General features: G+C 62.7%; 14 protein-coding genes. 11 read left to right on the forward strand and 3 right to left on the reverse strand.

Annotated elements, in window-relative coordinates; all coding sequences use genetic code 11:
- Positions 1-159: NAD-dependent epimerase/dehydratase family protein (locus tag C5H89_RS05800; protein ID WP_114149410.1), on the reverse strand; the 159-nt coding region annotated here is incomplete at its 3' end.
- A gap of 191 nt (positions 160-350) precedes the next feature.
- Between C5H89_RS05800 and C5H89_RS18860 the strand changes: the two genes are divergently transcribed.
- The 3 genes from C5H89_RS18860 (at position 351) to C5H89_RS05810 (ending at position 2,619) form a co-directional block, all read left to right on the forward strand.
- Positions 351-521, forward strand: coding sequence for a hypothetical protein (locus C5H89_RS18860; protein WP_205304885.1), 171 nt, complete (start codon positions 351-353; stop codon positions 519-521).
- A gap of 179 nt (positions 522-700) precedes the next feature.
- Positions 701-2,242: a sugar transferase gene (locus tag C5H89_RS05805; protein ID WP_205304886.1), complete on the forward strand. Its 1,542-nt coding sequence runs from the start codon at positions 701-703 to the stop codon at positions 2,240-2,242.
- 146 nt (positions 2,243-2,388) lie between these two features.
- Positions 2,389-2,619 carry a hypothetical protein gene (locus C5H89_RS05810; RefSeq protein WP_205304887.1) on the forward strand — a complete coding sequence of 77 codons (231 nt, stop codon included), beginning with the start codon at positions 2,389-2,391 and terminating at the stop codon, positions 2,617-2,619.
- Here the strand turns inward: C5H89_RS05810 and C5H89_RS05815 are convergent.
- The gene (locus tag C5H89_RS05815) at positions 2,616-3,710 is read right to left on the reverse strand and encodes an acyltransferase (RefSeq protein ID WP_162799229.1); all 1,095 of its coding nucleotides are present in this window, start codon (positions 3,708-3,710) and stop codon (positions 2,616-2,618) included. The genes C5H89_RS05810 and C5H89_RS05815 overlap by 4 nt on opposite strands.
- Before the next feature lie 221 nt (positions 3,711-3,931).
- On the opposite strand from C5H89_RS05815, the gene C5H89_RS05820 reads away from it, so the two are divergent.
- From C5H89_RS05820 to C5H89_RS05850, 8 genes are all read left to right on the forward strand, one after another.
- Entirely contained in the window at positions 3,932-5,026 is a 1,095-nt protein-coding gene (locus C5H89_RS05820; RefSeq protein WP_104106118.1) for a glycosyltransferase, read from the forward strand.
- 5 nt (positions 5,027-5,031) lie between these two features.
- A complete protein-coding gene (locus tag C5H89_RS05825; protein ID WP_240181732.1) occupies positions 5,032-6,024 on the forward strand; it encodes a glycosyltransferase family 1 protein in 993 nt (330 codons plus the stop codon).
- Position 6,025: 1 nt separating this feature from the next.
- Positions 6,026-6,955 (forward strand): glycosyltransferase family 2 protein, encoded by a 930-nt coding sequence (locus C5H89_RS18865; RefSeq protein ID WP_162799231.1) that lies wholly within the window; start codon positions 6,026-6,028, stop codon positions 6,953-6,955.
- Positions 6,956-7,214: 259 nt separating this feature from the next.
- Positions 7,215-8,570: an O-antigen ligase family protein gene (locus C5H89_RS05830; RefSeq protein WP_162799232.1), complete on the forward strand. Its 1,356-nt coding sequence runs from the start codon at positions 7,215-7,217 to the stop codon at positions 8,568-8,570.
- A 254-nt stretch (positions 8,571-8,824) separates the two neighbouring features.
- Positions 8,825-9,244, forward strand: a complete 420-nt coding sequence (locus tag C5H89_RS05835) for an FdtA/QdtA family cupin domain-containing protein (protein ID WP_104106121.1) — start codon at positions 8,825-8,827, stop codon at positions 9,242-9,244.
- A gap of 1 nt (position 9,245) precedes the next feature.
- Positions 9,246-10,364: a DegT/DnrJ/EryC1/StrS family aminotransferase gene (locus C5H89_RS05840; RefSeq protein ID WP_104106122.1), complete on the forward strand. Its 1,119-nt coding sequence runs from the start codon at positions 9,246-9,248 to the stop codon at positions 10,362-10,364.
- 8 nt (positions 10,365-10,372) lie between these two features.
- Complete coding sequence (locus tag C5H89_RS05845; RefSeq protein WP_162799233.1) at positions 10,373-11,848, forward strand: oligosaccharide flippase family protein; 1,476 nt, start codon at positions 10,373-10,375, stop codon at positions 11,846-11,848.
- Positions 11,845-12,804 (forward strand): glycosyltransferase, encoded by a 960-nt coding sequence (locus C5H89_RS05850; protein WP_162799234.1) that lies wholly within the window; start codon positions 11,845-11,847, stop codon positions 12,802-12,804. The genes C5H89_RS05845 and C5H89_RS05850 overlap by 4 nt, the downstream gene beginning before the upstream one ends.
- Positions 12,805-13,431: 627 nt before the next feature.
- On the opposite strand, the gene C5H89_RS05855 is transcribed toward C5H89_RS05850, so the two are convergent.
- On the reverse strand, positions 13,432-14,198 hold a 767-nt coding region (locus tag C5H89_RS05855; RefSeq protein WP_205304888.1), incomplete at its 5' end, for a hypothetical protein.

Genomic DNA, 14,198 nt, shown 5'->3' on the forward strand with positions numbered 1-14,198 from the left:
CGCGACGCGGTCCTTCGGGAGCCCGCCGAGGGACTCCTTGGTGGAGGCGTAGGTGAGCTTGTCCAGCACCGTCACCCGGGCATCGGTGTGCTCCATCAGGTAGTGCACGAAGTTGGAGCCGATGAACCCGGCGCCACCGGTCACAAGAAGACGATCCATGAGACCGGAGTCTAGGGGGGAGAGGGACTCTCTCCACGAGGCCGCTCACGCTTGGAGGCCATCCTGTTTCCTGCGGCCCCTCTTCTTCGTCCTCTTCGTCGGGTACGTCGTATGGGTGGCGTATGTGGTCTTCCAGCCGACTCCCCTGGTGGCGAACAGGGCCATCGACGAGTTGGGGGCGCGCTAACTGTGTGGTCTACGCATTCATGGGCTTGCTGGCCATCGAACTCATCCAGGGGGCGCTGCTGCCCGCCAGGACGGCCGTGTTCAGCGACATCGTGTCCAACACGCTCGGCGGCGTCGCGGGCGCGGTGATCGGGCTGGGGCTGCGCAGCGCCTTCTCTGGCAGGTCCCGGCCATGATCCAGCCCGCATGCCTCGGTAACCCCCGCGAAGTCGCTCGCGCAGTGTGTTGAGGGATACACGACAAAAGATTGCAATCGTGTCACGAATCCACGAGGTTTCATTAGCATGAGATTTTGCTGGGCTAGTCGATGCAGCTCGTGGGAGTTCCGACAGTCCGGTCTTTAATGGGGGAATGTATGACGCAGTTGAGTCAGGCGCCTGAAGCGTCGGGCATCGCCGCCCGCCGGCACTTCGTGTTGAACGATAGTGCGACCGAGATCCCTGGCCTGAGGCGAACACAGCAGCTCGGCCAGGACTGGCGTACGAGGTATGCGCGGATTCTCTTCGTCGGCGATTTCCTGGTGCTGATGGTGGCTCTGGGGGCTGCCCAGGTCGTCCGGTTCGGTGTCTCTCCGGAGCCACGGGTGGACGGACCGCATATCTCCTACCTGGCACTGGGTGCCATTCTCGTCGGGGTCTGGTGGACGTCCCTGCAGATCCACCAGACGCGCAAGCTCCGGGTCGTCGGTCATGGTGCTGAGGAGTACCGCCGCGTCGTTGCGTCGTCGTGTCGCGCGTTCGCCGTCCTGGCCGTGTTGGGGGTGGCCCTCGAGATCAATGCGTCGCGCCTGTACCTAGTCATCGCTTTTGCCCTGGGTTTGCTGCTGCTCCTGCTCGAGCGAAAGGTCGCCCGGGTCTGGTTGAGTCGTGCACGGTCCCGGGGCCGAGCCATGACGAAGGTTCTCGTCATTGGGGGAGAGCGTTCAGCCGGTCAGGTGGCGCGTTGGTTCAGCACCCACGTGGACGCCGGTTACCGGGTGTCGGGAGTGTGGATCCCGGATGGCGCAATGCCCGAGGCCGACCGGCTCGACACAGGCCCGAGCGAGGTGCCCGTGATGTCGTCCCTCGTGGAGTTCGCGGATGCGCTCTCTGTCTCGGGGGCCCGCGCTGTCGTGGTGACCGACACCGAGCACCTCGGCCACGAGTCCCTGCAGGACCTGACGTGGCGGTTGGAGGGCACCGGGATCGACCTGCTGCTCTCGCCGAACGTGCTAGACGTCGCCTCCTCACGGCTCACGCTCGACGACGTGTCGGGGATGCCCCTGCTGCACCTGAGCGAACCGCAGTACAGCGGCGCGGGACGACTCGGGAAAACCTTGTTCGACCGCATCGGGGCATGCCTGCTCATCGTCGTCCTCGGTCCGCTGCTGATCGCAACGGCGCTGGCGGTCAAGCTCACCAGCGTCGGACCGGTGTTCTACCGTCAGGAGCGGGTGGGTCAAGGGGGACAAGCCTTCGGCATGATGAAGTTCCGCTCCATGCGCGTCGGTGCCGACGCTGAGCTTGAGTCTCTCCTGGCCGCCGAGGGCAAGTCCCTGGCCGAGCTCCCGAAGCTCACGCGTGACCCTCGGGTGACCCGGGTGGGCGCCTTCATTCGGCGGTTCTCGATCGACGAGGTGCCGCAGCTCTTCAACGTGCTCAAGGGTGACATGAGCCTGGTCGGTCCACGCCCGCAGCGGGACTTCGAGGTCGAGCAGTACGACCACGTCGCGACGCGCCGACTCACCGTACGTCCTGGCATGACGGGGTTGTGGCAGGTGTCCGGACGCTCGGACCTGTCGTACGACGAGGCGATTCGACTCGACGTGCACTACGTGGAGAACTGGTCCATCACGTCGGACCTGATGATCCTGTGGCGCACAGTGAGGGCCGTCGTGGCCTCCGACGGAGCGTACTGAGCTTCAGGCCCGGACGCGTAGTCACGGCTGTTTTCTAGGCCGCGGCGGGTAGCGCCGGCGCTTGGGGTCGACGGTTGCCGAACCGTTCTGGGTGAGCGGAGCACACCAACGTCCGGGCCTGGCTCGAGGACAACCCACGCTTCGTCGTGCACCTCGTCCCGACCCACGCCTCCTGGATGAACGTGCTCGAGGTCTGGTTCGGCATTATCGAGCGTCAGGCCGTCCGCCGCGGCGTGTTCAAGTCCGTCAAGGACCTCAACACCAAGATTCGCGCCTGCATCGACGGCTGGAACGATCGCTCCCACCCCTTCGTCTGGACCGCCGAAGAGATCCTCAAGAAGGCCAACCGTCCAACAACTTCAAGTCCTCGGTACTAGCCAAGTCTGGTCGTCTCTCCTTCGGGGATAGCGACGGGCGGCGACGATGCCTTTTCCTGGAAGCGACGGTCACGCCACGTCATGACCGGATCGGCGACGAATCGGTGGCTCGCCGCGGACAGCGCCAGCGTGATGAGCAACGCCACTCCGGCGCTGGTCCAGTTTGGCCATGAGGTGTTGCCGTGCAAGATCCAGAGCACCGGGTAGTGCATCAGGTAGATCTCGTAGCTGATCAGCCCTGCATACGTCAACGGCCTGAGCGACAGGGCATTGACCATCACGCCACTACCGGACGCCAAGTGGGCGATTACTGGCAGAACCGCGACAATTGCGATGGGAGTGATGTCAAACTGGAGTGCCCCGACCGTGTCTCCTGCGAAAGCAAGGGCAAACACTGCAACGCCGGCCCAGGCCCATAGCTTTGACTCCCAGGGCTTCCGATCCAACACAAGTGCCAGGACACATCCCGCGAGCAGCCCACCAGCCTTCGTAAGGGGGTTGTAGGGCAGATCGTCCCCGGTGAGCAACCATCCGGTGAGGCTCGCCACTGCGAATGCTCCGGTGATCATGGCTATGCGGAAGCGCGACATCTTTGCTCGCACCATGAGTAGCAGAGCGACGGGCCAAAGAAGGTAAAACTGTTCCTCCATTGCGAGCGACCACGTGTGGGAGAGATAACCGAGGCCCAAGTCCGTCAAGGTCGTCACGATATTGCCGAGATACGCAAGCGCAATGATCGACCCCCCGGCTGCCTCGACCGGACTCGCATTGGTCCACGGGAAGAGCGCCGCGAAGAGAAGCACCGTCACGATCAGCGCCGGGTACAGGCGAAGGGCGCGGCGGGCGTAGAACCTCGACAATCGAATACGCCCGTGGCGGTCGATCTCCTTCAACAGGATCTTTGTGATCAGGAATCCGGAGATCACGAAGAAGATGTCCACACCGAGCCCGCCTGGGAAACCCGCGTCTGGAAACGCGTGCACCGCGAACACCATAGCGACAGATATCGCCCGGATTCCGTCGAGAGCTGGCATCTCCGGAAGGGCGCGTTGGGTTCGAATTTTTTGGTTGCGAGTGCGGTCGGTCGTCACGTATTCGAACCATACGGTAGCAGGCCGGCCGCGTCCCAAGTATCAGGCTTCTCACCGCTGGCACCCGGTGCCGGTCCGGCTGAGAGTTCCGTCCAGTATCGAATAAGCGAAGCTGCACCAACGGCCATGCCCTGCGGGTACAGCCTGGCGTCGTCCAGCCGCCGGCAGTCGCCTATCGTGGGGCGGGTGATTTCCGTCAACTTGCTTCGAGGCATCCGTCCATGGTGACTCTGCTCGCGCACGAGTGGTTGGCGCAGACCGGCGGATCTGAGAACGTCTTTGAGCAGATCAGAGATGCCTACCCGGATGCCGCGGCTGTCTGTCTATGGAACGACGACCCCGTCCGCTTCCCGAGAGTCTCGGAGACTTGGCTCGCGCGTAGCAGCCTTCGCGGCCGCAAGGCCGCGGCCCTGCCCTTTATGAGTCAGGCATGGAACCACGTGGACCTCGACGGTATCGACCGGGTCGTCGTCAGCTCACACGCGTTTGCACATCATCTGGCATCGCGAGCGGCCCGCCAGGGATTACCTGCGCATTGCTACGTCCACAGCCCTGCCAGGTACATCTGGGCGCCCGATCTGGACCAGCGTGGGCAGAGCGCTGCCGGTCGCCTCGGGCGCCGGCCATTGCAGCGATTTGATAGGAGAAGGGCGCATTCTGGCGTTGAGTACGCCGCGAACAGTCATTTTGTCGCTAAGCGCATTGAGGATGCCTGGGGGCAACCGTCAACCGTCATCTATCCTCCGGTCGACGTTGAGGGGATCAAGAAGTTCCTGAGCGGGGCGGCGGTCAACGACGCTGACCGACAGGTGCTTGACGATCTGCCGAAGGAGTTCGTCCTGGGGGCCTCCCGGTTCGTTCCCTACAAGAGGATGGAGTGCGCGATCGACGTGGGAGTGGCTCTCGACCTCCCGGTCGTCCTCGCGGGAGAAGGGCCGGATCAGGATCGGGTCCGCAGCATCGCTGAACGTGCTGGGGTCCCCGTGACGTTCGTGGGCCGAGTCGATGACTCGACGCTGCGGACGCTGTATGACCGTGCTTCGCTCTTCGTCTTCATGCCGGTTGAGGACTTCGGCATCATGCCTGTGGAGGCGATGGCGGCAGGCACGCCCGTCCTCGTGAACAGCATCGGCGGAGCGGCCGAGAGCGTCCAGCTTCTGTCGGGCGGGTGTACGGCGAACCCCGAGTCTCCTTCGGAGATGTCCCGTGCAGCCGCGCAGGCGCTCGACATCGACATGTGGTCGGCGGTCGCGAAGGCCGATCAGTTCTCGCACCATGCCTTCCGCGCACGACTGCGCGAGTGGGCCGGGGCGTGAGCACGATGGGGGTGGACCTGTTTTTTGACGATCGTTGGCGTGGTGCTCATGGCATCGCGCGGTACGCCAGTGAGATGCGCCGACGCACGCAGTTGCCGTACCAGGCCTTGGGTTGGTCCGGCTCTCCGTCTTCACCGGGCGACGCTGTTCGCCTGGAACGCCTGAGAGTCCCCCCGAGCGGACTCATCTACTCGCCTGGCTACAACGGCGGATTGGCGCGCTGCGCACAACTTCTGACGGTCCACGACTTGATTCACTTGGCGTCGAGCAGCCCTCGTGCTCGGCTCAACAGCCTGTATTACGCGCAGGTTCTCCGCAGGATCATTAAACGTACGGGGTTTGTCATGACGGTCTCGGAGACCTCCCGAGACGCTCTGCAGGAGTGGCTGCGCACAGACGACGTCGAGGTCCTCGTCTCGGGGAACGGCTGTAGCGAGACGTTCAGTCACCGTGCCGAGCGCCTGGAGCCCAATGAGCCTGACTTCTTCCTCTATGTCGGCAATCTTCGTGTGCACAAGAATGCTGCGCGGGCGTTTGAAGCGGTGGCCAAGGTCGCGAACGCCCGTCTGGTTGTGGTGAACAGCGACGTCTCCGGCTTCACCGAACTAGCCGCCACGTACGGCATTAGCTCACGGGTGTCGGTACGCGCACACGTGACCGACGAGGAGCTCGCTGGTCTGTACCGACGCGCGCGAGGGCTGCTTTTCCCGTCGATTGTGGAGGGCTTTGGTCTGCCGGTTCTGGAAGCCCTGAGCGCGGGGTGCCCGGTGGTGCATCTGGACGAGTGTCGTTCGGCTCGTGAGATCGGGGCCGACTTCCCTGGTGGCTCTACTGGCTTGGCCGACTCCACCGACGAATGGGCCGATGCGCTCCGCGCACTGCTCGAGAGTCGACCGACAATCCCCATCATGCCGACCAAGTACGAGTGGTCCTCGGTCGCGGAAACCCTTGACAGGCATGTGCAACGAGTGGCCGCAACCCACGGGATCGGCGCCTGACATGGACACCTCACGGGATGTCGTCACTGGCGTCATGCTGAATTGGCGGGACACGAGCGGTACGCAGGACGCGGTCCAGAGATTGTTGGCTGACCCAATCGTTTCGTTCCTCGTCGTGGTCGACAACGAGTCCGACGGATCGCTCCGAGCGGCACTGGCGCACTGGGGACCCGATCGTCTGGAGATCTTGGAGCAAGCTGACAACCTGGGCTTCTCCTCGGGGATGAACGTCGGACTCAGACGCGCGCTTGAACTCCATCCCTCGACGCCGATCCTCGCCATCAACAATGACGCACATATGGCTAATCGCGCGTCCTTGAAGGAGTTGCTGAATGCTCTCAATGCCACGAGCAAGCCAGCCGTTGTAGCGCCGCGCATCGTTCTTCCCGATGGTTCCGCTGGTTCCACGGGAGGGCGCTTGTACATGCGCTCGTTGCGCACCTCAGACGATCTTCCCGTCGGGTCGCCACCCGACTACCTCACTTGGGCCTGCGTCCTGATTCACCCCGATGTGTTTCGGCAGCACGGGCTGCTCTCAGAGAAATTCTTCATGTACTGGGAGGACGTTGAGTTCGGACTTCGGCTCAAGCGCTCTGGAGTGCCGCTGATAGTCGTGCATACGTCAGCGGTCGTTCACGCCGTGTCTTCTAGCCACGGCCGCGCGGGAGTTCGAATTCAACTCTACTCCGCTCTCGGTTTGGTTCGACTGGCGATCTTGGTGGGGCCTGCAGCGATTCCAGGCGCGGTCTATCGAATCGCCGGCCGAATGGCCTCGGCGCTCTCGCACGGCGACATCGGAGCTGCGAAGGCAATCCTCGCCGGAGTAAGGGTGGGATTGTTCATGTCTACAGATGACTCAGCAGTAGCGGCGCTCAAGCGAAGCGGGCATCTAAACTCTGAAGCCACGGCTCGAGGGAAGGCGTCTAGTTAGGCGGCTCCCAACTAGCCGACAGGGTTTCGCAATGCTCTCCGGACCCTGTCCGGCGATCTTGGTTGGATGGGCGCCGTGCGTCGGGGACCGTGACTCTCGGAAGCGCCCCGACCGTCGATGGGGCGACGGCAATGAGCAGAACCTAGGAAGTCGAGACCGGCGCCATCACTCCCGACCCATCCTGCTCTGTTGGGTACTTCGATGGGGCGCTAGAGCCTTGTTCTCGACGAGTGTCGACAGTGCCTTAGGATCGTCGCTCATGCGCGCCATACCCATTCCGGACCTTGTTCGCGCGGGCCGAGGTGCGGACCGATGGGCGCATCTGTCTCTCATGGCAGTGCTTCTTGGGCTCTTCACGATCTCGTGGGATCGATTCGCGAACTTCTCGGCGTTCGGGACCTTCAACGTGAAGCTGCCGATCCTTGCGTTTGCTGCTGCGCTTGTTCTGCTGACAGCTGACGCGATGCTCAAGACCAGAGAGCTACCTGGTCGCCTTCCGTCGTGGTTCATCGTCTCGTGGAGCCTCGCCTTCGCCACCCTGTTGCCCGTCGTCTGGGCACTTGATCAGCGTGCCGTGATGTTACAGACGTCGACCATCGTCCTCGGAGCGCTCATGCCGGCGATTGCCACGTATCTGGCTGTGCGAAGGAATGACGCCGTCGACGAGGCGCTCACTGCTTGGATTCGCGGGGGGGTTCTGGCGGCCACCTTCGGGCTGTACCAGCTCGCCGCTTTCTACAACGACTGGCCTCAGGGAATTCCTGAGCAGAACACCGGTGGCGGTTTCGGCCGGATCTCGGCCTTCAACTATGAGTCTGGTTACTTCGGCTACTTCATGGTGATGACCCTGACGGCGGTGATCGCTCGCGCGCGTCTACGCGGAGCCAAGATCCCTGTTGCGCTGTTTGCCTACTTGCTCGTCGTGCTGTTCTTGGCCAACTCGCGCGCAACTTGGTTGGTCGTTCCAGTCTGGTTGGCGTTGATGGTCTTCCGGAAGCCAAGCCGCAGTTGGTTGGTGGCAGCTTCGCGGAAGCCGAGCCGCGAGACGATCGTGAGGGCAATCGTCCCGATCATGACGGTTGCGTTGGTCGTTGCGTCCGTGGCCGTGGCTGCGCCCGAATTTGTGGGCGAATTCGTGGATCGGTTGGCGTCCATCTTCGATCCAAACGAGCAGTCATCGAACTCGCCGCGATTGGACAGCCTCAAGGCAGCACGGAGTGTATTCGAACTGCACCCGTGGGGTGTCGGGGCCGGGAACTACTACCTCTACGCGCCGAGCTACGGAGTGCCTCTACCGGGCATTGGCGCTTCGAATCAAGTCGTCGTGAACAACATATGGCTGCAAGCGCTAGTGGACGGTGGTTGGCTCCTTCTCGTGGCGCAAGCGGTCTTCGCATTGATGGCGTTGAGAATGTTTTTCCGTAGAGCCATGCCAGTGGCGCGATCGCTCATGGTTGGCTGGATCTCGGTGCTGTTGGTCGGCGGACTCATCGTTTCGCTGTTCTTTGATCTGAAGTTGTGGACGCTTCTGGCGCTCGCAGCTGTGGCGGCCACGTCGGAGCGACCTCCCTCACTCGGGGAAGAAAGTCCTGACCCTCGTCTGATGGTCGAGTAGACCGTGCGTGCCTAGCGGCGTTGGCCCAATGTGTAGGGGCTTGCTGGCTCTGGACTCACGTCCTTGCGGAGACCGTCGAGGGACTCTTTGGTGCAGGCGTAGGTGAGCTTGTCCAGCGCCGTGACGCTGGCTTTGGTGTGCTCGACTAGGTGGTGGCGAAGTTGGAGCCCATGAAGCCAGCCCACCGGTAACAAGAAGTTGATCAATGTGACGGGAGTCGTGGGATTCGAGCCGCCATCTGCGATCATCGGGCCATGATTGAAGACCCGTCGATCCCCAGGATCGTCCAACTGCCGCGGATCCAGGACCCCAGAGGCAACCTCACGTTCCTTGAGGGTGGCAACCATGTTCCGTTTGATATCGCGCGCGTTTACTATCTCTACGACGTTCCCGGTGGTGAGACTCGAGGTGGGCACGCGCACAGGGAGCTCGAGCAGGTCATCATCGCCGTGTCGGGGAGTTTCGACGTCGTGCTGGACAACGGTGACGGGCATCAGGAACGTCACTTCCTGAATCGCTCCTACTACGGTCTGTACGTGCCACGCATGCACTGGCGAGAACTGGAGAACTTCTCATCAGGCTCCGTGCTGCTCGTCCTAGCCTCGGAGAAGTACGACGAGGATGACTACTACCGTGACTACAGCGAGTTCCTCTCTGACGTCAGGGGATCATGACATGGTCGCTTTTCTCGACCTCGCGAAGATCAACGGTGAAGTAAGGGAGCAGATGGCAGCCGCCATCGACGAGGTGCTCTCCAGTGGCTGGTACGTCTTGGGCAAGCAGGTCGAGCAGTTTGAAGCGGAGTTCGCGCAGTTCGTCGGCGCGAAGCACTGCGTTGGCGTGGGCAACGGCCTGGACGCCATCTGCCTGGCATTGCGAGCTCACGGAGTCGGACCCGGCGACGAGGTGATAGTCCCGAGCAACACCTTCATCGCAACGTGGCTGGCCGTCACCTACGTTGGCGCGGTGCCGGTGCCCGTTGAACCGGACCCGGTGACCATGAACATCGATCCCGCAAGGATCGAGGCGGCCATCACGAGTCGCACCCGCGCAATTTGCCCGGTGCACCTCTACGGACTGCCGGCGGACCTTCCCGAGATCAACGCCCTCGCTCAGCGGCACGGCCTGGTGGTTGTCGAGGACGCCGCACAGGCGCACGGCGCGAGCTTGGACGGGGCGCCGGTCGGGTCCTGGGGGAACACTGCGACGTGGAGCTTCTACCCGGGCAAGAACCTGGGTGCCCTGGGGGATGGTGGCGCGATCACCACGGACGACGCTGAGGTGGCGGAGAAGTTGCGTTCTCTACGCAACTACGGCTCCAGCGCCAAGTACGTACACGAGCTGCGAGGCGTCAACAGCCGACTGGATGAGATGCAGGCGGCGGTGCTTCGGGTCAAGCTCTCGAAACTGAGTGAGTGGAACACTCGCCGCGGCCAGATCGCGCAGCGTTACTTGGAGGGACTCGAAGGAACAGGGCTCACCCTGCCTTCCGTCACGGACGGCGTCCATTCCGCGTGGCACCTGTTCGTGATCCGTACGGAGCGCCGGGAAGAACTGCGAGGCGAGCTCGACGCTCGGGGAATCCAGACCCTCATTCACTACCCGACGTCCCCGCACATGCAGGGCGCCTACGCGGACGACTTTTCACCCGGGGAGTTCCCGATCGCGGAGCACATGCAGGACCGGGTGCTGAGCCTGCCCATGGGGCCACACCTGTCGCTTGAGGACGCTGACGACGTTGTTGCAGCCATCCGGGAGCTGACGTCTCGGATGGAGGCAGAGCCTCCCAGATGAGGCCGGCGGTGCGTCCGGTCCTGCTCCTAGGCATCAGCTCGGTCATCGTGGCAGTCTCCGCGGTAGTCCGACAGAAGGTGGTGGCCGACCTCCTGGGAGCAACCGGGGTCGGAACCCTGGGTCTGATGACGGCTGTCAGTGCCTTGGCCACGACGCTCTTCGGCCTGGGGCTCGGCACCAGCGGTGTGCCCGCGATCGCCTCGGCGCGGGAGCGACAAGAAGAGCTCAAGCAACGAGCTCGTTCTCTGCTGATCCTGTCGGCTGCTCTCGCCGCGTTCGCCTTTGTGGTCGTGGGGCTGTCGACGAGGAGTGAGTCCCTCACTGGGATCAGTGATCCTCCGTGGCAGCTGCGCTTGGCCATGGCAGGAACCGTGGCCTCTGCGATCTTCACTGCCGGTCAGCTGGCCTTCCTGAACGGCCGGGGACGGTTGGCGGTGATGGCGGCCTGCAACAGTCTTGGCGCGATAGTTGGCACCGCCGCTTCGGTGCTCGGCCTGTATTTCTTCGGGTACACCGGACTTGCCGTGGCATTGTTGGGCGTCCCCGTGGCTACCGCGCTGCTTGCCTACTTCTTCGTCCGGCAAGACTATGCTCGCCTCCCGTCCTACGAGGACGCGGATCGACCCAGGGCCTGGCCCCATGTCAAGCAGATGACGCAGCTCGGCGCGATCGTCACGACGTCTCTGGTCATCGGGGTGGCGGCTCAACTGGTCGCCAGGCTTGTCATTCAGAACGATCTCGGCCTAGAAGGGGTGGGCTACTACCAGGCCAGCTGGGCCATCAGCGGCATGTACCTGTCCTTCCTGCTCACGGCCTTGGCCGCGGAGTACTTCCCGCGTGTTTCCGCCCTTGGAGGTGATCGTGACCGGGTCAGCAAGGCGCTGGACGACCAGATCATTCTTACCGTCGCGCTCGCGGCGCCGTTGATCGCGTGGGGCATCACGCTGGCACCCGCAATTCTGAGAATTCTGTACGCACCAGACTTCGTCGAGGCCAGCGACCTACTTCGATGGCAGCTGGCGGCCGACGTCTTCAAGCTTCCTGCCTGGGCCATCGGGTTCGTCTTGCTGGCCACCGACAGACGCCTTCTCTTCTTCATGGCCGAGGTGTCATGGAACGTCGTGTTCCTGGCTCTGCTCGTTCCCTTCTCCCGAGAGTGGGGCCTGGCCGGGGTGGGAGTGGCGACGCTGTGTGCCTACGGCGTCTACCTCGTGGTCTGTGTCGGCATGGCTCATCGCCTAGTGGGTTTCCGTCCGTCACGTCTCAGCGGCGCGCTCTTCGCGCTGTCCTCACTGTCGACCGTCGCCCTGCTCCTGAGCGCCTTCCGCTGGGGCGAGGGCGCGCCATGGTTGGCGCCCATGTTTGCCGCACTGTTGACCGTCACTCTGGGGCTCGTGGCGTGGGCGCAGATCCGGAACCGCAGAGCGGCGCCGGACGAGTCTCAGGTCCAGACAGCAGCCACACAGATTGGGAAACTTCTGTGAACGATTCGTCCTACCGGCACCTGCCACTGGTCAGCGTGCTGGTGCCCTCGTACAACCACGCCCGGTTCATCGACGAGTGCCTTGACTCGGTGCGGGACGAGGACTGGCCATTCCTGGAGCTTCTCATCGTGGACGACGCCTCGAGTGATGACTGCTACCAGAGGGCCACAGCGTGGGTAGCCCAGCACGGGTCTCGCTTCGCCCGGGTCGAAATAGTCCGACACGAGGTCAACCGTGGCGTCGGGGCCACCATGAACGAGCTCGTGGCCATGTCTCGGGGCGAGTATCTGGTGCCCCTCGCCAGCGACGATCTTCTTATCCGTGGGGGCATATCCCAGAGACTGGAGGCCTTGAACTCCTCCCACAGTCCTCAAGGAGCCGTCATCGGTGATGCCTGGCTCATCGACGAAGAGGGTCATCGTCTCCAGGAATCAGCATTCGTCGTGCTGCATCGAGCAAATATGGAGGCATTGCGTCATGCACGAACGATGCGACGTGAACTCATCCTGAACTGGTCCGTCCCAGGTCCGGTGCTCATGTTCCATCGCAACTTGTTGGAGGCCTACGAGGGGAAGATGTATTTGGAGGGTGTACGGGCCGAGGATCGCGATCTCTACTTGAGAATCATGGCTCGCGACGCACTGGTCTTCGTGGACGCACCCGTGGCTTGGTATCGCCAACATTCTCTGAGCGCCAGCGCTCTCCACACCGATGCCATCTCTTACGAACTTGTGGATGCCGAACGCGAACATGCGGCCGACTTTCCACCGAGCTTGAGGTTCTTGTTGCGCGTCGTCGCCGGTTTGGGTCAGAGAAGACTGGTGGTATCGGGGAGCCCTCCGCAGCGCGTCACCTTGTTCGCGCTGCGGACGCTACGCAAGTGCCTCCTTGCCACGAATGCCATCTCCGCAAGCCGGGCGACCAGAGTCGAGCGTCGCGCCGCACAGCGAGTGTAGGCGCGCTTCGAAGCGCGGTGGCCTTGACCCCGTTTCGCGGACGCCGGGTTATGCGCCTTGGAGTTTTTGGTGCCGTCCTGGACATCGGCGGCCTTCGGCCACCCCGTCAGGCACGATTCGCTGTTGTCGAAGCCCGCGGCGATCTGCTTCAAGTGGACGCCAGGCTCGCAGTCCCTCGCGACCCGAACAACGTCGTCGCGGAACTCCTTGCAATAGGGCTGCACAGTGCGCATCCTTCCAGCAGCGCCTCTCGGCACCACAGATCAGATGTCACCTATAAGTGCATCAACCCCGTCTTCAACGGCCATCCATGACGTCGGGGCCGCAAGCACGCTCTCTCTACTCCGCGCCGGACCTTGCTGTTGATGGGCGACCATGCCCCCACACGCACGCCAACGCGAAGACCTGGCTGGCCGAGAATCCGCGGGTGGCCGGTTAACTCGCCGTGAAGCACGTCGCCTGGATGGACCTCGTCGAGGTCTGGTCCGGTCATCGATGCCAGGCGTGCGCGGAAAGCTCAGCGCCTTCACCCATGACCGCACGCCCGCTCTCGCTCCTTCGTGGGACCAAGAACGCCCGGGACATTCTCGAGAAGGCCAATCCTCCAACGACTTCAGAAGCGCGTTCCTAGTACTGCTTTCTTCCAGACTCCGCGTGCAGGGTCTCATATTGGTCGACCAGACGTTTTAGTCGCGCGTCCTTGGGTGCTGACCCGTTTAGAACATATTCTTCTATCTCATCCGCGACGTCCTGGAAACCGTACTTTTCGATGGCGTAGTAGTTCACGGAAATATCGCGGTAAGGAATATACCGTGAAAAGGGTCGAATATTCTTCATGACGGTTGAGCCAGTGGCAGTCATGGAGTACGGGCCGATCACACTGTACTGGTGGACCTGCGCCCCCATTCCCACCGTCGCGTTCTCCAGGATGGTGACGATGCCGCCGATGACGCACAGGGGCGTGATGACCACGCCGTCGTGCAGATGCGCGTCGTGCGGAATATGCACGCCGTGCATGAGAAACACGTCATCCGCGATCGAGGTCAGGGGTCCGTAGCAGGGCTTCTGGATGACCGAGAATTCACGGATGATATTGCGATTACCGATAGTGATCGGATTTCGCGAGGCGTCATGGTGAGGATCCCGCGTGTCTTCGCCTGGCGTTCCGATCACAACGTGAGGTCCGATCTGATTCCCGTCCCCAATGCTCAGCGGTCCGATCAGGACGCTGTAGGCGCCGACCGAATTGCCCTCACCTAGCTCGACGTCGCCCTCGATAACGGCGGTCGGATGGATCGTGTTCGTCGTGGTCATGGTCACTGGCCCTTCGCGGCGTAGGCGGTTTCGGTGGCTTCCTTCGCGGGGCGCCACCAGTCGTGGTGTTCTTGGTACCA

Origin of the sequence: Nocardioides sp. 616, from assembly GCF_002930065.1 — a bacterium.
Lineage (GTDB): Bacteria > Actinomycetota > Actinomycetes > Propionibacteriales > Nocardioidaceae > Nocardioides > Nocardioides houyundeii.